The following is a 16876-nucleotide window of genomic DNA, read 5'->3' as shown; positions in this document are numbered from 1 at the left end:
TCGGATGCGCATGTTCCATCACGTCCCGTCGGAGGTACCGATGTCCGAGACCGCCTCGTCCTGCAACTGCGGCCCCAGCTGCACCTGCGGCTGTCAGCAGGGCAAGCCCTGCCAGTGCGCGACGAAGAAGTAGCCCTCCGGCCTCGTCCGGCTCGCGTCCCCGCCGCGGCGTCCTCTCCACCGCGACCGCGGACCGCGGCATCCGTGCACCGTCGGCCAACCGGGTCCCCGAGGCGACAACCGTCTGTCGCAGCAGTGGTCGGTGGCGTCCACCGCCCGGTTCCTCCGATCACTCGGACATCGCGGCATCCGGTGCCGTACGGCGGCCTCGGAACTGCTGTGTGAGGGCGTCCACCAGCAGGAACAGGAGCAGGGACACGCCCAGCACCGGGAAGAAGAAGCCGAGACCGAGCGCCACCGCCCCGACGACGGCCAGCGACACCACTCCCGGTCGCTGCGATCCGCCGGGGGCCGAGGCGCCCGGGCGAGTCGGCCGGCGCAGCCACCACATCCGGTAGCCCCAGACCACGACGACCACGATGCCGAGCGCCAGCGCGACGAGCAGGAGCTGGTTGCCGATGCCGAACAGGATGCCCATGTGCGCCGAGATGCCGACCTCGGCCGCCTGCGCCATGAACGGCCAGTCCGTCCATCGCACGGTGTCGAGGATCGCGCCCGACAAGGGGTCGACCGACGCCGCGTCCTGCGCGAGCGGCCAGGACCGCTTCACCTGACCGACCTGCCACGCCCGGCCCGCCTCCGACGGCGGGGTGATCGCGACCGGGTCGGCGATGCCGGCGGCACGGGCCGCGGCGAGCACCCGGTCTGCGGACGACCCGACGGCCGCCGGCGCCGTCGGGTCCGCCGCGGCGGTGCCGCCCGCGGGCAGCTCGTCCGAGACCGACGGTGTCGTCCAGCTCAGCGCCGAGCGCAGCGCACCGACGTTGTCACCGGCGAAGTTCGACCAGGTGAGTCCTGTCGCGGACAGGACGAGCATGCCGATCGCGGCCCACAGCCCGACCGAGCCGTGCCACGACCGGATCCGGACCCGTCCGCGGGCCGAGCCCTCGGGCAGCAGCGTGCGGCGTACCCGGGCCCGGCGACGCCGGCGCACCACCCACAGGGCGAGCCCGGACACCGCGAGCACCCACAGCCAGCTGGCGGCCAGCTCGGAGTACAGCCGCCCGACGTCGCCCAGGTGCAGGTTGCGGTGCAGTGTGTCGATCCACGCCCGCGCCGGCAGCCATTCGCCGTAGGTGTCGAGCACCGCGCGGACCTGCCCGGTGTACGGGTCGACGAACGCGGTGCGCGCGTAGTCCTCGGCGACCCCGGGGGCGTCGAAGGTGACCCGGGTGGTCGAGTCCGGCGCGATCGGCGGGCGGATCTCGGTGACCGTGCCGCCCGGGACGGCGGCCGCGGCGGCACCCACCTGGTCGCGCAGGTCGAGCTGCGTCGGGCCGACCGGGACGTGCAGCGCGTCGCGGTAGAGGATCTGGTCGAGCTGCGGGGTGATCGTGTAGAGCAGCCCCGTCACCGCCGCGACCAGGATGAACGGCCCGACGAACAGGCCGACGTGGAAGTGCAGCCGCAGCACCAGCGGCCGCAGGTCCGACCACCACCAGCCGCCCCGTGTCACCGACGTAGTCGGTGGGCCGGGTGCGCCTTGCACATGTGGGTCGAGGGTGTCTGACACGGTCGTTCCTCTTCTGAGATGTGGCGGTCCACGTCGCCGCGCGTGGGATGACCACGGTCGTCGCGGCGAGGTGTCTCGTCACGGACCGCAGAGAAGGTCGTCCACGGGCGGGGCATGGTTCCCGGGGTTTCGACTTTCAGGGAGTTCGGCGTGGACCAGGGCCGGGCAGCGTGGGTGAGCCGGGTGGCGCGGGCGTGATCGATCTGCCGAAGCTGTGCGTCGCGGGCGGCGAGCACGGGTGAAACCCTTCCCGAAGGGCCGCACGAAGCGGTCGGCGCCGCTGCCGCAGTGGCTCGTCGAGCACCTCGACGGCGAGCCGGGCCGCAGGCGGTGCGGGTCGGTGCACCGGACGGGGTCGCGGTGCCGGTCCCCGCTGGTGCCGGCGGGCCGCGTCGGGAAGGTCGTCGACTACGACTCGTGGCACAGGGTTCGGTGGCTGGATGCGTGCGCGTGCGCGTGGGCGGAGGTGGGGCATGGCCGAGTTCACGATCTGCGTCCTACGTCCGCGACCCGGCAGTTGCACTCGGGTCAGGTGTCGATCGAGGCGTTGCCGGAGCTGACGGGGCAGGCGTCGATCGCGGTCACGCAGTGAGGGAGCGTCGTGGAGGCGCTGAACGGCAACGGTGCCCGACCCGCCCCAGAATGATCGGGAACCGGACGTTCGAGATCAGAATATGCGGCTTCTACGCAGCTCAGACGACGTACAGCTGTGCGGCGGGCCGGGCTCGAACCGGCAACCTGACGGGTTATGAGTCCGCTGCTCTGACCAGTTGAGCTACCGCCGCGGCGAGCCGGAGAGTACCGGAGCCGGGCCACCCCGCACCCGCGTCACCCCGGTCCTCCGCCAGGGCCGGAGGGGACCCGGCCTAGGCTGCGTCGCCATGCGGCTCGGTTACCTCACGCACGTCACCGGTGACGATCCGTCACGCGCCTACCGCGAGACGGTCCGGTTGGCGGAGCGGGCCGAGGAGCTCGGATACGACTCGTTCTGGGTGGCCCAGCACCACGACGGGCATCTCGGTGGGCGGCTGCCGTCGCCGCTGGTCCTGCTGGCAGCCGTCGCGGAACGCACCCGGCTGATCCGGCTGGGGACGGCCGTCGTCGCGCTGCCGCTGGAGGACCCGCGCCGCCTCGCCGAGGACGCCGGTGTGCTGGACGCGCTCTCCGGCGGACGCCTGGAGCTCGGCATCGGCGCGGGTGCCGACCCCGACGCGGCGCGACGCTTCGGGCGTCACCACGACGACCGGCACCGTGACACCGTCGCCGCGCTGGACGTCCTGCTGGAGATGCTGCCACCCGCGCTCGCCGCGCAGCGGGTGTGGTGGGCGACGGCGACGCCGTCGTCCGTGGACGCCGCCGCGGCCCGCGGGGTGGGGGTGCTGTCGGGCAGGCCGCCGTCGTCGGACGGCGACGTCGTGTCCGAGCTGGCCCGGTACTGGACCTACGCCCGCGGGGTCCCGCGCGTCGCGCTGTCCCGGCCGCTGCCGGCGGGCCACTCGACCGGGCGGATCATCGACGACCTGCTGGCCGACCCCGCCCTGCCGTGGGCGGGCGAGATCATCGTGCAGGCCCAGCCGTCGACCGTGCGCGCCGACGTACACGACGAGGTGATGGAGCGGACCGCGCGCTTCGTGCGGCCGTTCCTCGGGGTGGCGGGGCCTGCGCACGGGCCCGCGATCGTCGAGGAGGTCGAGGCCGACGACGACCGCACGCCCGCGATGCGGCCGCGGCCGGTGGTGCGGGCGCACCGGTGACCGCCCGGCCTGCCACGGTGGCCGGGGACCCGCTACCGCCCCGACACGATCCGCCCGGCGAGCGCGACCAGGTCCTCCCCGCCCAGCCCCGGCCATCCGTGCAGCTCACGCCGCCACCGCCCGGGCACCGCGGCACCACCGAACCGTCCACCCAGCAACGCCCCCGCGATCGCGGCGACGGTGTCGGTGTCCCCTCCCCCGCCCACGGCCGCGACCAGGCCGTCGGGGAGCGTCGCCGCCCCCTCCACCGCCGACCGGGCGCCGAGCAGCGCGGCGACCACCCAGCCGTTCCCGACGGCCCAGGCGCCCGGCCGGAGCCCCCCGGCCCGGTCCAGCCAGACCGTCCACTGCGGATCGACCCGGGACAGCCCGGAGCGCAGGTCGAGCTCCCCCGTGCGCACGGCACGGTCGATCGCGAGGCACCACAGGACGCACGCCTCGCCCGCGACCGGGTCGTGGTGGGTCAGCGCGCTGACCGCGTGCGCGGCCTCGACGATCGCCTCCGGATCGCCGAGATGGGCGAGCGCGACCGGTGCGGTGCGCATCAGGGAGCCGTTGCCCGCGGTGCGCCCGGTCTCGGAGTGCACCCGCGCGGCGGCCGCCCGCATCCGGGCCGCCGATCCCGGGCCGGACGCGAGGCCGCTGAGCACCCGCCTGGTCTGGATCCCGACGTCGGCCGGGCCGGTCGCGAACCAGGCGAGGAAGCCGTCGGCGACGGCGTCGAGCGCGTCCGGCGTCCGCAGGTCGGCGCCGGTGGCGGCGACCCGGGCGATCACGCAGCTCATCTCGGTGTCGTCACTCCACTGGCCCGGTGCGTAGCCACCGAGGCCGCCGCCGAGCATCGAGGGCTCACCGACGAGCGGGCGGGAGCCGTACTCGTAGGGGACGCCGAGGGCGTCGCCCGCCGCCGCGCCCAGCAGCACCCCGGCGGCCCGGTCCGCGACGGTACTCACGCCGCCACCACCAGCGGGTCGGCCGGGTTCGTCCCGACGGCGTCGACGGCGGTCCCCCCGACCACCGCCGACCCTCCGGTCCCGACCAGCCCGGACCGGGCGACCACCCGGTTCTGCCGCCCGCCGGGCAGCAGCTCCGCCTCGGTCGGCAACGCCGGGCGCGGCCCCCGGTTCGTGACGACCGGATGGTCGACCACCGGTGTGCCCGCCCGCTCGGCGACGCGCAGCGGGCCGCCGCCCAGGCCGTGGCCGCGGCCGCGCACGGCCCCACCGCTGAAGACCGGGAACAGGGTCGGCGCCCCGAGCACCACCGGGTTGCCCACGTGCAGGTTCATGACGTCCCCCTATTGGATCAACTCTGCGCTAACCAATAAGAGCATGTTCGCGCTAATCTGTCCAGCATGGAATGGACCGACGAGCACGGCAGGCGCCTCACCGACTACGACCGGCCGTCCGTGGCCGTGGACGTCGCCCTGCTGACCCTCGACGCACGGGGGCGGCTCGCCGTCGTCGTCCACGAGCGCACGGGGGCGCACGCACGCGGGCTGCCGGCACTGCCAGGGACGTTCCTGCACGTCGACGGCACGGAGACGCTGCGTGACGCGGCGCTGCGCGCGCTGCGCGACAAGGTCGGCGTGACCGGCCGGGAGCCCGAGCAGCTGCGTGTCTTCGACGACCCCGCCCGCGACCCGCGCGGCCGGGTGCTGTCGGTGGCGCACGTCGACCTGGTCGGCCACGACCGGATCGAGGACACGACCGGCGCCCTCGCCCCGGTCGAGGAGGGGACACTGCCGTACCCGCTCGCCTACGACCACGACCTCGTCGTCGCGCACGCGGTGCGCTGGGCCCGGGACCGCTACGCCGCGGCCCCCGACCCGGCCGGACTGGCGGGCGAGGAGTTCACGCTGCTGGAACTGCAGGGTGTGCACGAGGCCGTCGAGGGACGACGCCTGCAGAAGGACACCTTCCGCCGCCGGGTCGCCGACGGCCTCGTCGAGACGGGGCACGTCCGCGCCGGGACGGTCGGGAAGCCGGCCCGGACGTTCCGGCGGCGGTGAGGTTCACCCCCGCCGCGCGAGCTCGGCCAGCCACTTCTTGAGCAGCACCGTCTCCGGCGCCCCGAGGACGTCGTTGTCGTCGGGCAACGCGAGCAGGGCCGCCGCGGCGTCGCCGACCCCCGGCCCGCCGGGTGCGTGCTCCGCGTGCCCACCGGTGATCGCGGCGAGGGTGGCCTCGCGCATGTCGGCCGACAGCCCGGGGTCCGGGCGCGCGGTGATGATCTGCCGCAGGGTGACCCCGACGTTGGCGGCGAGGACGTGGGCCGCGGCGCGCTCCGGGCTCACGGTGAGCCGGCCCCTGCGGTCGGCCTCCCGGGTCAGGCCGAGCAGGGCGGCGGTCGGTCCGTCCTGGGCGGACGGCCGTCGCCCGGGTGTGACCTGCCCGTACATCAGGGCGTAGAAGCCCGGGTTGGCGACGCCGAACTCGACGTGGGCGTCCCACCCGTCGCGGATGTCCTGGATCGGGTCACCGCTGGACTCCCGGGCCCGCTTCGCGGACAGGTACTGCTCGAACCCGTGCTCGACCACGGCGTCGAGCAGGCCCTCCTTGCTGCCGAAGAAGTGGTACAGCGTGGGGAGGCGGACACCGGCGGCGTCGCAGATGGCCCGCAGCGGGACGGTCTCCCCCGGCGACGCCGCGATGAGGTCGGCGGCCGCACGAAGGAGCCGGTCCCGGGTCCCGACCTCGGCCGGTTGATCTGCCACGGGCCCACTGTAGGACGCCCGTCCGGGGCCGGGACGCGGACCGCGGGCCGGCCGCCGCCCTGCCCCGGCACCCACCGGACCGCCCTCAGCGCGTGGTGTAGCCGCCGTTGGCGAAGATCGTCTGACCGGTGATCCAGTGCCCCTCGGTCGCGAGGAAGCGCACGATCGGCGCGATGTCCTCGATCTTCGTGAGCCGCCCGCCCATGGCCATCGACTTGTGGAACTCGACCCGTTCCGGGGTCTCCTCCGGGTAGAAGAACGGCGTGTCCATCGGGCCGGGGGCGACGTTGTTCACCGAGATCCCGCGGTCGGCGAACTCCTTGGCCGCCGCACGCGTGAAGTGCTCGACCGGGGCCTTGCCACCGGCGTAGGTGGAGTAGCCGTCGGTGAAGGCAGCCAGCAGCGACGTGACGACGGTGATGATCGCGCCGTTGTCGGCGAGGCTGCGACCCGCCTCCTTGATGAAGAAGTACGCGGCCTTCGAGTTGATGTCGAACATCGCGTCGTACTCGGCCTCGGTGGTGTCCACGATCGGCTTGCGGAGCACCTTGCCGACAGCGTTGACGGCGACGTCGATCGGCCCGAGCGACCCCGTCGCGTCGGCGAAGAGCCGCTCGACCTGCGCCGGGACGGTCAGGTCGCCCTGGAGGAGCACCCCTTCGCGACCCGCTGCCTCGACCGCCTTCAGCGTCTCCTCGGCCTCGGCGCGCGAGGACGCGGAGTTGTAGTGGATCGCGACGTTCGCCCCCGCCTCGGCGACCTGGCGGCTGATCAGCCCGCCGAGGTTCTTGCCGCCCGCGGCGACGAGAACGGTCCGGCCCTGCAACGACTGCACACTCATGCGTTCCTCCTGTATCGACTGTATAGCTACATGTATCAGCTATACAGAGCGATGTCGAACGCAGTGCTGTCAGAAGGCCCAGGTCCCGGTCAGCAGCGCCACGCCGGTGACGGCCAGCAGCCCGACGACGACGTGCTCCCCCGTCCCGCCCGTGCGGAACCGCAGCGCCCGCGGCCAGCGGATCCCCTCCAGCGGCCAGAAGGCGAACCGGTTGCCGTTCGAGGTCAGCTCGTCGCCGATCGCCCCGACCCAGCAGCCCGCGCCGGCCGCGACACCGGTCCAGACCGCCGTCTCCCCGGGCAGCAGGAAACCGGTCCCCCACCACGCCAGCAGCCCGACCGCGGCCGCGAAGACCGGCGAGTGCGACAGGCCACGGTGCGAGACCCCGGTCGTCGCCCGGGACAGCCACCGGATCGCCCGGCACAGGAGCCAGGTGACCGGCGGCAGCGACCGCGCGGCGACGCTCGACGGGTGGTCGAGGTCGGGCGCGAAGGCCGCCAGCGCGCACACCACCACGACCACCGGCACCAGCACCGGTGGCGGCGGGACCGCCGAGCAGACCGCGAGCCCCAGCACCGCGCCCGACAACGCGTGCGTACGCCCCATCATCGTGACCCCAACCCCTTCCGAACGGACACGGAGGGTAACCGCGCGACACCGTGACGCCGGGGCGCCGACACGCGTGCCGGTCTTGACCGTGCCCGCCGGGCCGCGCAGGCTCGCAGCGTGACGGACCGGTGGCGCAACTGGGCGGGCAACCAGCGCACCCGTCCGATCAGGACGGTCCACGCCCGCGACGCCGACGACGTCGTCCGGGCGGTGCGCGACGCCGCCGCGAGGGACCTGCGGATCCGCCCGCTCGGCAGCGGCCACTCCTTCACCGGCATCGGCGTGCCCGACGGCCTCGCCCTCACCGTCCCCGCCGACCCCGCCGCGATCCGGCTCGACGGCGGGCTCGTCACCGTCCCGGCCGGGGTCACCCTGCACACGCTGAACCGGTGGCTGTGGGCCCGGGGCCGCGCCCTGCCCAACCTCGGCGACATCGAGGCCCAGACCGTCGCCGGCGCGATCTCCACCGGCACCCACGGCACCGGCGCCGGGTACCGCGGCATCGCCGACGGGGTGCGCGGGCTGCGCCTGGTCGACGGGCTCGGGGAGCTCCACGAGCTGGGCCCGGCCGCCCACCCCGACCTGTTCGATCTGGCGCGGGTCGGGCTCGGGGCGCTCGGTGTCCTGGTCGAGGTGACGCTGGCGACCGTGCCCGCGTTCCACCTGCACGCCCGCGAGTCCGAGCGCCCGCTCGCCGAGGTCCTCGACAGCCTCGACGACCTCGCCGCCGGCCACGACCACGTCGAGTTCTACTGGTTCCCGCACACCACGACCGCGGTGCTCAAGACGAACGACCGGACGGAACGACGCTCGCCCGGGCGCGGCCGGGTCGCCGCGCTGGTCGGCGACGAGGTGCTCGGCAACGGCGCGTTCGGGCTCGTCCAGCGCGTCGCCGCGCTCGCCCCGCCGCTGGTCCCGCGGCTCAACCGGGTCATGGCCGGGCAGATGGCCGCCGGGGAGTACGTGGCCCCGTCGTACGCGGTGTTCTGCAGCCCGCGCCGCGTCCGGTTCCTGGAGATGGAGTACGCCGTGCCGCGGGCAGCGCTGCCCGAGGCGTTCGCCGGGCTGCGGGCCGCCGCCGCCCGGCACGCCGCCGACGTCGCCTTCCCGGTGGAGGTCCGACTGCTCGGCGGCGACGACATCGCACTGTCCACTGCGTACGGACGCGACAGCGCCTACCTCGCCGTGCACGTCCACTCGGGACGCCCGTACGAGGCGTACTTCGGGGCCGTCGAGTCGGTGCTGTCCGCACTGGACGGACGGCCGCACTGGGGCAAGCTGCACTCCCGCACCGCGGAGCAGCTGCGCCCCCGCTACCCGCGGTTCGACGCGTTCGTCTCCGCACGTGACCGGCTCGACCCGGCGGGCCGGTTCCGCAACCCCTACCTCGACCGGGTCCTGGGAGTGCCGTGCACGTCGACGACCTGACCACACCCGCGCTGCTCGTCGACGCCGCCGCGCTGGAGGCGAACCTCGCCGGCATGGCCGCGCTGCTGCCCGGCCCGCGGCTGCGCCCGCACGTCAAGGCGCACAAGACGACCGAGCTGGCCCGGCGGCAGGCCGCCCACGGCCACACCGGGTTCACCTGCGCCACCGTGCGGGAGGTGGAGGGCATGGCGGCGGCCGGGCTGGGCGCGGACCTGCTGCTGGCCAACGAGGTGCTCGACGCCCGCCGGCTCGGCGCCGTCGTCGGGGCGGGCGCGCGGGTCACCGTCGCGATCGACTCGGAGCAGACGCTGCGGGCCGCCGTCGACGGCGGCGTCCGCGAGGTGCTCATCGACGTCAACATCGGCCTGCCCCGCTGCGGCATCGCGCCCGCGCGGGCCGGGGCGCTCGCCGACGCCGCCCGCGCCGCCGGGCTCGTCGTGCGCGGCGTGATGGGCTACGAGGGCCACCTGCAGATGCTCGACGACGCAGCCGAACGCGCCCGGCTCACCACCGAATGCACCGACCGGCTGCTGGCCGCGCACGCCGACGTCGGCGGCGAGGTGGTCTCCGGCGGCGGCACCGGCACGCACGCGATGAACACCGCCTGCACCGAGATCCAGGCCGGGTCCTACGCGCTGATGGACACCGCCTACACCGCCGCCGGGCTGCCGTTCCGCCAGGCGCTGACGGTGCTGTCCACCGTGGTCTCGACGACCGCACCCGACGGCGACATGCCCGGCTGGGCGGTCGCCGACGCGGGCCTCAAGGCGTTCGGCATGGACCACGGCAACCCCACGGTGCCCGGTGGGAACGTGTGGTTCTGCTCCGACGAGCACCTGGTGTTCGCCGCCGACGCCCCGCCGCGCACCGGCGACCGGGTGCGGATCGTGCCGGCGCACGTCGACCCGACCGTCGCGCTGCACGAGCGGATGCACCTCGTCGACGGCGACGAGGTGCTGGAGACCTGGGCGGTCGACCTGCGCGGGTGGTGAGGCCTACCGGCCGAACCTCTCCCCCAGCGCCGCCAGGCCCGTACCGAACACGCCGTTCGCGAACAGCCCCGCGAGGTCGCCCTCGTCGGCGCCGTCGGCGTCGAACTCGGTCCACCACTCGCCGAAGGTGTGCCCGACCGCGGTGACCGGGGCCAGCCGCACGGTGGACACGTAGCGGCGCACCGGGAACGGCGACTCGAGGATCTCGTAGGTGAGGGCGTGGCCGCGCTCGTCGAGTGCGGTCAGCTCCTCGACGACGGTGCCGCCGCCCTCGGCGAGGGTCAGGCGTCGCTGCGCGCCGATCTCGCTGCCGGAGGCGCCGCGGATCAGCTCGCAGGTCGCAATCGCCGGGTGCCAGCGGTGCAGGCCACCGAAGTCGCGGACGTGCGGCCACACCTCGGCCAGCGGTGCCGTGATCACGGCACTGGAGTAGGGACGGGGCATCGGGGACTCCTCCTCGGGAGTGTCAGGACTGCCGGCGCAGGTGGGGGGCCTGCGCCGCGAGCTGGTCGAGCTGGGCGCGGACGTCGTCGAAGCCGCTGTCGACCCGCAGGTCCAGCGCGATCGACGCGGCCAGCTCCGCGGTGTCGTGGAAGGCGGTGCGGGCGACCTCGAGGCGGGCGCCCACGGTGCGGGCCACCTCGCTGCCCTGGCCCGCGCTCTCCAGGCTCTCCCCCATCCGCGCGGTGCGCAGGGCCTCGGCGAGCTCGGCGTCGAGGTTGCGGCCGATGTCGTGCAGCCAGTCCCTGGCCGGGCCGTCGGGCACCGTGCGCACGACGCCGTGGAAGGCGGTCACCGAGCCGACGCAGCCGGAGTAGGCGCGGGCCCAGCGCGACCCGGCGACGAGGCCGTCGGGCAGGGAGGCGGGGGCGTTCTCGGTGGCCCGTCGCATGGCCTCGCGCTCGGCGGGACTCGCGGAGCGCAGGTAGGAACGGGCCAGCGCCTGGGCGGGCAGCCCGACGAACAGCACCGCCGGGACCGCGCAGAACACCGCCGAGGCGATCGCGTAGCCCAGCGTCCGGCCGAGCAGCTCGTCGGCCGGGTACTGCCCCACCTGCGTGATACCGACGATCACCCCGATCAGCACACCGAGGGCCGCCCCGGCCAGCAGGAGCACCAGCCATCCGTGTGCGGCGAGGGCGTGCGACACCCTGTCCCCGCGCACCGCCATCCGTCGCCGCCAGTCCCCGCCGGGCGGCGGGGCGGGCATCCCGCGCGCCATCACCGCTCCAGCGCGTTCTTGAAGGCGCGCGTCTGCTCGGTCAGCGCGGTCTCGGTCGGCAGCCGCTCCATCGACGAGGCCCCGTAGAAGCCGTGGCAGACCTTCGCCGAGCGGAGCACGTGCGCGGCGTCCGCGGGCATCGCGACCGGCCCGCCGTGGACGAGGACGAGCACGTCGTCGCGGACCTCCAGCGCCGCCTGCGCCCACTCGTCGACGAGTGCGACGCAGTCGTCGAGGGTCTTCGCGGTGCCCGCCCCGATCGCGCCGCCGGTGGTGAGCCCCATGTGGCACACGACGATGTCGGCGCCGGCCCGGGCCATGGCGCGGGCGTCGTCGGCGGAGAAGACGTACGGCGTGGTGAGCATGTCCTTGGCCCGCGCCGCGGCGACGAGGTCGACCTCCAGGGCGTAGCCCATCCCGGTCTCCTCCAGGTTGGCCCGGAAGGTGCCGTCGATCAGCCCGACGGTCGGGAAGTTCTGGATGCCGGCGAACCCGAGCGAGGACAGCTCGTCGAGGAAGCGGTCGGTGAACAGGAACGGGTCGGTGCCGTTGACCCCGGCCAGCACCGGGGTGCGGCGGACCACCGGCAGCACCTCGGCCGCCATCTCGACGACGATGTCGTTGGCGTTGCCGTAGGCCAGTAGCCCGGCGAGCGAGCCGCGGCCCGCCATCCGGTAGCGCCCGGAGTTGTAGATGACGATGAGGTCGATCCCGCCGGCCTCCTCGCACTTGGCCGACAACCCGGTGCCCGCGCCGCCGCCGACGATCGGCTCGCCGCGGGCGGCCATCTCGCCGAACCGCTCCATCAGCTCCGCGCGGCCGAACCGCCTCATCGCCGTACCTCCTGCCAGGCCGAGAACACCGCGTCGGCGAACTCCGGGTCGTTGACGTGGTGCGCGACCCGCCGGACACCGTCCGGGGAGTCCACACCGGCCTCGATCGCGGCGAACAGCGCCGCGTCGGCCTCGGGATCGTGGAACGCCGCGCCCGGCGCGTCCAGTGCGGACACCCCGCCCAGCGGGAGCAGGAACCGCCACGGCCCGGTCAGCGCGTTCAGCTTCGCCGCCAGCCAGGCCCCGATCTCCCGGTTCTCGTCGACGGTGGTGCGCATCAGGGTGACGTTCGCGTTGTGCTCGTGGAACAGGCGGCCGGCGAAGCGTTCCGGGACGGTCGCGCGTGCACCGAAGTTGACCATGTCCAGGGCGCCGCAGGAACCGACCCACGGCACTGCGGAGCGGGCGATCGCGTCCAGCCGGTCGGGGCCGCAGGCCATCACCCCTCCGACGAGCAGGTCCGCGACCTCGGTGGTGGTCAGGTCCAGCACCGAGTCGACCAGGCCGGAGTCGACGAGCTTCTCCATCGACGGCCCGCCCGAGCCGGTGGCGTGGAAGACCAGGGCGTCGACGCCGTCGCCGAGCCGTTCGCGGACCGCGGTGACCAGCGGCGTGGTCACCCCGAACATGGTCAGCCCCACGGCGGGCAGGTCGGCACCGGTCTCCGGCGGCGGGGCGGTGACGGCGGCGGCCAGCATGTGCGCGGCGTTGCCCAGTACCCGTCGTGAGATGCGGTTGAGGCCGGCGACGTCGGTGACGGTGTACAGCATCGCGACGTCGCTCGCCCCCACGTAGGGCGCGGTGTCGCCGGAGGCGACCGTGGAGACCATCAGTTTGGGGACCCCGACCGGGAGGTCGCGCATCGCCGGGGTCACCAGCGCGGTCCCGCCCGAGCCGCCGAGCCCGAGGACACCGCCGACGTCGGCGCGGCCGGCGAGGAAGGCCCGCAGCGCCTGCGCCATCGCCCCCACCGCGCTGCCGCGCTCGCCGGTGAACACCGCGTCGGCACCACCGGGGTGGCAGGCGGCGACCTCGGCCGCGGTGACGTCCGGACCGGGGCCCGCCGCACCGGAGGTGGACACGTCCACCCGGCGCACGTCGGCGCCGTCGGCGGCCATCAGCTCGGCCACCCACGCCAGCTCGGCGCCCTTGGTGTCGAACGTGCCGATCACGTATGCGGTCCCCACACAGGAGTTCTACCCGGACCCGGGCACCCGGGGCGAGAGCCGGAGCCCGGACGGCGCAGGGCACCATGGACACGCCCCCTTCCGCCGGGCTCGTGACCTCGGGGCCCGTGACGTCGTTGGAGAGACATGCTCGGTCAACCGGACGACCCGCGAGGCATCGTGCTCCCGCTCGACGGGCGGCCCGGCGGAACGGAGACCGGCGCCCCCGAACGCAACGGTGGCCCGCGTCCCCTCCGCAACGGGACCCCTCCCCCCGGCCCGGCACTGCTGCTGAGCTGGACCCCCACCCCGGCCGTCGACGACGACCGCACCTGGGCGACGCTGTCGGCGTCGAGCGAGCTGGCGCGGCGGCTCGCGCCCGACGCCGGCCGCGCACCCGCCGCCGGGCTCACCTTCCGGCTCGCGCTGCCCGAGGCGTTCGGCGCCGAGCCGCTGCTGCGCCTGGCCGGCGGCGAGACGGCCGCGGCGGCCCCCGGGTCGTCGGCGCTGGTGCCGGTCGCACCCACCGCACCCGGTGACCGGCACGGCGCCGGGCTGGGCCTGCTCACCCTGACCACGGCGGCCGAGATCGCCGCGACGGGCACCCAGACCCGGGTGCTCGACGAGCTGACCGCCGCGGTCGACCAGCTGGCCCCGTCGTGCGTGATGCGGCTGGACTCGCGGCTCCGCGCGGCCGAGGAGTCGCTGCGCGAGGCCCAGACCGAGCTGCTCGAACGCGGCTCGCTCGTCGTCGACGGCGACGCGACCGACAGCGGCTCCCCGTCGCGCGGGCTCGAGACGGCCGTCGCGAACCTGTCGGTCCTGCGCCACCAGACGCACGCCTGGATCGCGGGCTGGGAGCGGGTCGTCGCCGGGGCGGACCCGTCGGGGACGCCCGGCCTGGCGCTGCGGGACGCGCTCGGTGAGGTCGGCAAGCTCGGCTGGACCGGGTTCCCGGCCGCGGTGCACGGCGCCTACCAGGCACTCGTCCTGGACGCCCGGCGCATCCTGCTCACCGCGGCCGACCACCTGCTGCGCGCCCCGAACCGGCCGCTGACCGCGCTGCGGCCCCTGGTCGAGAGCGACCTCGCGGGACGGGCCGCCGACGTCGCGCGGCTGCACCGGCTGCTGACCACGCTGTCGACGCTTCCGCAGACCGTGCGCAAGCGCTCCGGCGGGATGATGCCGAACCTGATCGCCGACCAGGCGGCGGCCAACGCACGCAGCCAGGCGCTGTTCACGCGGATGGCGAACGCGCTGCGCTCCCCGCTGTGGGACGGCCGGGTCGTCGTCGAGGTGCGGTCGCTCGACTCGGGCGAGCTGCAGGTGCTGCGCCCGGTCTGACCCCGGACACGTCACGGCCCTCCCGTCCGGCGCGGAGCCGGTCGGGAGGGCCGTGGACGGCGGTCGCGGTCGGTCAGCGGGCGACGGCCTTGGCGCGCTTGCGCGCGTCCTTCGCCGACGCCTTGGCCTGCTTGGCGGCCTCGGCACCGGCCACCGACGCGCGGTCGGCCAGGTCCGAGCCGAGCTTCGCGGCCTGCGACTGGGCCTGGGTGACCAGGGTGGAGAAGCGGTCGGCGTACTCGGGGGCACGCTTCTCCGCGCGGGCGGCGGCCTTGCGGGCCTGCTTCTCCCAGCGGACGCGGCGCTTCTCGGCCTCGCGCACCCACCGGTCGCCGGTGCGCCCGGCGGCCTTGCGGTACCGGGCGCCCTTCTTGTCCACGACCTTCTCGAGCTGGGCGCCGCGCTTCTCGGCCGCCTTGGCCAGCTTGGCGCCGCGCTTCTCGGCGACCTTGGCCTGCTTCTGCGCGGCCTGGGAGGTGCGCTCGGCGGCGGCCGAGAGCTGCTCGGACCAGGTGGACGCCTTGTCCGAGGCGACCTCGGACAGGTGCGCGGCCTGCTCGGAGGCCTTGCCGCTCCACTCGGTGGCGCGCTCACGCACGGCCGGGCCGTACTCCTCGACGGCCCCGGCCAGCTTCTCCCGGCTGCCCGCGGCGGCCGCGGCGATCGAGGTGCCCGCGCCGGCCAGTCCCGCGGCGAGCTGGGCACCGGTGTCGGACCCGGAGCCCGAGAGCCGGGACTGGGCCCGCTCGGCGGCCCGGCGCGTCCGGTAGGCATGCGACGGCTTCCCGTGGGTGTCGGCGGCCGCGATGAGCAGCCCGCCGAGCAGGCCGACGTTCTTCAGGAAGTGGATCTGCTCGTTGGCGCGCTTCTGCTGGTCGGTCTCCTCCCAGAAGCGGTGCCCGGCCAGGGTGGTCGGGACCAGCGAGGCGGCCAGCGCGGTGGCCGACAGGCGGGGGAACTTGCCCAGGGCGAGCAGCGAGCCCGCCACGATCTTCACTCCGGCGTCGACCTTGACCAGGGTCTCGTTGTCGGGGCGCCGGTCCAGCGGGGCGTTCTCCACGACCTTGTCGATGGCCGGGGCGGCCTGGTCGAGAACGGGCTGTGCGGCGGAAGTCAACGCGTCGGCGTTCCGCAGCTCGTTGATTCCGCCGTAGATGAACACGGCCGCGAGGGCGGGTCGGGCTACACGTCGCAAGACTGGCATGGGGCACCTTTCCCCGGCTCGTCCGTCCGCAAACCCGGGGTGGGTGTGGCGTCACCGCCGTGGGATGGCAATCATGCCCGGGTGACGAACGGACGGCGGGCCATCGGGCTCGACATCGGAGGAACGAAGGTCGCCGGAGCGATCGTGGGCGAGGATGGCACGGTCCACGCCGAGCTGCGGCGCAACACCCCGGACACGTCCGATGCGGACACGATGACCACCCTGTTGCGGGAGATGGTCGAGGAGCTGCGCGGCGACGCCGAGGGGGCGGACGTGTCCGCGATCGGCGTCGGTGCCGCGGGGACCGTGGAGTGGCCGGTCGGCCGGATCCGCTGGGCGCCCAACAACAACTACGAGAACTGGGACGTCCGCGGCCTCCTGGAGTCCGCGTGCGGACTGCCGGTGGTCGTCGACAACGACGGCAACGTCGCCGGTCTGGCCGAGGCCCGGCTCGGCGGGACCCGCAACGACGACATGGTGCTGCTGACCGTCGGCACCGGCGTCGGGGCGGGGATCGTGCTCGACGGGAAGATCTACCGCGGCCCGCACGGGCTCGGCGCCGAGGTCGGGCACATGAACGTCAACCCGGACGGCCCCCAGTGCGGCTGCGGCAACCACGGCTGCCTGGAGGCGGTCGCCTCGGGGACCGCGCTGACCCGGATGGGCCGCAGCGCCGCCCTGCACGACCCGCGGGGCATGATCGCGACCCTGGCCGCGGAGGCCGGGGGCGAGGTCACCGGCCAGCACGTGACGATGGCCGCGATGGCGGGCGACAGCACGGCGGCATCGCTGTTCCAGCGGCTCGGGCGCTCGCTGGGGATCGGCATCGCCAGCATCAACGCGATCTTCGAGTTCGAGGTCGTGCTGATCGGCGGCGGCCTGGTCGACGCCGGCGAACTGCTGCTCGAGCCGGCCCGCCGGGCGGCCCGGGAGTTCCACTACGGCCCGCCCGAGGTCCGCCCGATCCCGCCGGTGCTGCCCGCCACCTACAAGGGCGACGCCGGGAAGATCGGCGCGGGGCTGCTGGCGCTGGAGGAGACCTGATCTCGCCCCGCGACCGGGCCGGGGCACGAC

Annotated in this window: 17 protein-coding genes and 1 tRNA gene; 6 read left to right on the top strand and 12 right to left on the bottom strand. The window is 74.8% G+C overall.

Annotated elements, in window-relative coordinates; genetic code table 11:
- Window positions 1–289: 289 nt before the first annotated feature.
- Window positions 290–1636 carry a PepSY-associated TM helix domain-containing protein gene (locus ZF1_RS09840; RefSeq protein WP_482637059.1) on the bottom strand — a complete coding sequence of 449 codons (1347 nt, stop codon included), beginning with the start codon at window positions 1634–1636 and terminating at the stop codon, window positions 290–292.
- Window positions 1637–2403: 767 nt separating this feature from the next.
- Window positions 2404–2478 (bottom strand) — tRNA-Ile (locus tag ZF1_RS09835).
- 96 nt (window positions 2479–2574) lie between these two features.
- Between ZF1_RS09835 and ZF1_RS09830 the strand changes: the two genes are divergently transcribed.
- Window positions 2575–3447: an LLM class flavin-dependent oxidoreductase gene (locus tag ZF1_RS09830; protein WP_482637058.1), complete on the top strand. Its 873-nt coding sequence runs from the start codon at window positions 2575–2577 to the stop codon at window positions 3445–3447.
- A gap of 32 nt (window positions 3448–3479) precedes the next feature.
- On the opposite strand, the gene ZF1_RS09825 is transcribed toward ZF1_RS09830, so the two are convergent.
- The gene (locus ZF1_RS09825) at window positions 3480–4400 is read right to left on the bottom strand and encodes an ADP-ribosylglycohydrolase family protein (protein ID WP_482637057.1); all 921 of its coding nucleotides are present in this window, start codon (window positions 4398–4400) and stop codon (window positions 3480–3482) included.
- Window positions 4397–4735 carry an ARPP-1 family domain-containing protein gene (locus ZF1_RS09820; RefSeq protein WP_482637056.1) on the bottom strand — a complete coding sequence of 113 codons (339 nt, stop codon included), beginning with the start codon at window positions 4733–4735 and terminating at the stop codon, window positions 4397–4399. The genes ZF1_RS09825 and ZF1_RS09820 overlap by 4 nt, the downstream gene beginning before the upstream one ends.
- Before the next feature lie 66 nt (window positions 4736–4801).
- Between ZF1_RS09820 and ZF1_RS09815 the strand changes: the two genes are divergently transcribed.
- Complete coding sequence (locus ZF1_RS09815) at window positions 4802–5458, top strand: NUDIX hydrolase (RefSeq protein ID WP_482637055.1); 657 nt, start codon at window positions 4802–4804, stop codon at window positions 5456–5458.
- Window positions 5459–5461: 3 nt separating this feature from the next.
- On the opposite strand, the gene ZF1_RS09810 is transcribed toward ZF1_RS09815, so the two are convergent.
- From ZF1_RS09810 to ZF1_RS09800, 3 genes are all read right to left on the bottom strand, one after another.
- Entirely contained in the window at window positions 5462–6163 is a 702-nt protein-coding gene (locus ZF1_RS09810; protein WP_482637054.1) for a TetR/AcrR family transcriptional regulator, read from the bottom strand.
- Window positions 6164–6248: 85 nt separating this feature from the next.
- Window positions 6249–7004, bottom strand: coding sequence for an SDR family oxidoreductase (locus ZF1_RS09805; RefSeq protein ID WP_357546315.1), 756 nt, complete (start codon window positions 7002–7004; stop codon window positions 6249–6251).
- 69 nt (window positions 7005–7073) lie between these two features.
- Window positions 7074–7610 carry a metal-dependent hydrolase gene (locus ZF1_RS09800; RefSeq protein ID WP_482637053.1) on the bottom strand — a complete coding sequence of 179 codons (537 nt, stop codon included), beginning with the start codon at window positions 7608–7610 and terminating at the stop codon, window positions 7074–7076.
- A 120-nt stretch (window positions 7611–7730) separates the two neighbouring features.
- On the opposite strand from ZF1_RS09800, the gene ZF1_RS09795 reads away from it, so the two are divergent.
- Window positions 7731–9041, top strand: coding sequence for a D-arabinono-1,4-lactone oxidase (locus ZF1_RS09795; RefSeq protein WP_482637052.1), 1311 nt, complete (start codon window positions 7731–7733; stop codon window positions 9039–9041).
- Window positions 9023–10033, top strand: coding sequence for an alanine racemase (locus ZF1_RS09790; protein WP_482637051.1), 1011 nt, complete (start codon window positions 9023–9025; stop codon window positions 10031–10033). The genes ZF1_RS09795 and ZF1_RS09790 overlap by 19 nt, the downstream gene beginning before the upstream one ends.
- 3 nt (window positions 10034–10036) lie before the next feature.
- On the opposite strand, the gene ZF1_RS09785 is transcribed toward ZF1_RS09790, so the two are convergent.
- The 4 genes from ZF1_RS09785 to ZF1_RS09770 are packed head-to-tail and all read right to left on the bottom strand — an operon-like array spanning window position 10037 to window position 13275.
- Window positions 10037–10477: an SRPBCC family protein gene (locus ZF1_RS09785; protein WP_208825978.1), complete on the bottom strand. Its 441-nt coding sequence runs from the start codon at window positions 10475–10477 to the stop codon at window positions 10037–10039.
- Between the two features lie 22 nt (window positions 10478–10499).
- Window positions 10500–11255: a hypothetical protein gene (locus tag ZF1_RS09780; RefSeq protein WP_482637050.1), complete on the bottom strand. Its 756-nt coding sequence runs from the start codon at window positions 11253–11255 to the stop codon at window positions 10500–10502.
- On the bottom strand, window positions 11255–12088 hold the full coding sequence (locus ZF1_RS09775; RefSeq protein ID WP_482637049.1) for a phosphoenolpyruvate hydrolase family protein: 834 nt from the start codon (window positions 12086–12088) through the stop codon (window positions 11255–11257). The genes ZF1_RS09780 and ZF1_RS09775 overlap by 1 nt, the downstream gene beginning before the upstream one ends.
- Window positions 12085–13275 carry a Tm-1-like ATP-binding domain-containing protein gene (locus ZF1_RS09770; protein WP_482637048.1) on the bottom strand — a complete coding sequence of 397 codons (1191 nt, stop codon included), beginning with the start codon at window positions 13273–13275 and terminating at the stop codon, window positions 12085–12087. Before ZF1_RS09770 ends, ZF1_RS09775 begins: the two co-directional genes overlap by 4 nt.
- A 126-nt stretch (window positions 13276–13401) precedes the next feature.
- Between ZF1_RS09770 and ZF1_RS09765 the strand changes: the two genes are divergently transcribed.
- Window positions 13402–14598 carry a hypothetical protein gene (locus tag ZF1_RS09765; RefSeq protein ID WP_482637047.1) on the top strand — a complete coding sequence of 399 codons (1197 nt, stop codon included), beginning with the start codon at window positions 13402–13404 and terminating at the stop codon, window positions 14596–14598.
- Window positions 14599–14671: 73 nt separating this feature from the next.
- On the opposite strand, the gene ZF1_RS09760 is transcribed toward ZF1_RS09765, so the two are convergent.
- Window positions 14672–15760 (bottom strand): DoxX family protein, encoded by a 1089-nt coding sequence (locus ZF1_RS09760; protein WP_482637046.1) that lies wholly within the window; start codon window positions 15758–15760, stop codon window positions 14672–14674.
- Window positions 15761–15883: 123 nt separating this feature from the next.
- Here ZF1_RS09760 and ZF1_RS09755 point away from each other — a divergent pair, with 123 nt between their 5' ends.
- Window positions 15884–16846, top strand: a complete 963-nt coding sequence (locus tag ZF1_RS09755) for an ROK family protein (RefSeq protein WP_482637045.1) — start codon at window positions 15884–15886, stop codon at window positions 16844–16846.
- Window positions 16847–16876 lie beyond the last annotated feature (30 nt).

This window comes from Pseudonocardia sp. ZF1, assembly GCF_056835605.1.
Note: the sequence above shows the minus strand (reverse complement) of the source record. Positions and strands in the feature narration are given on the sequence as shown.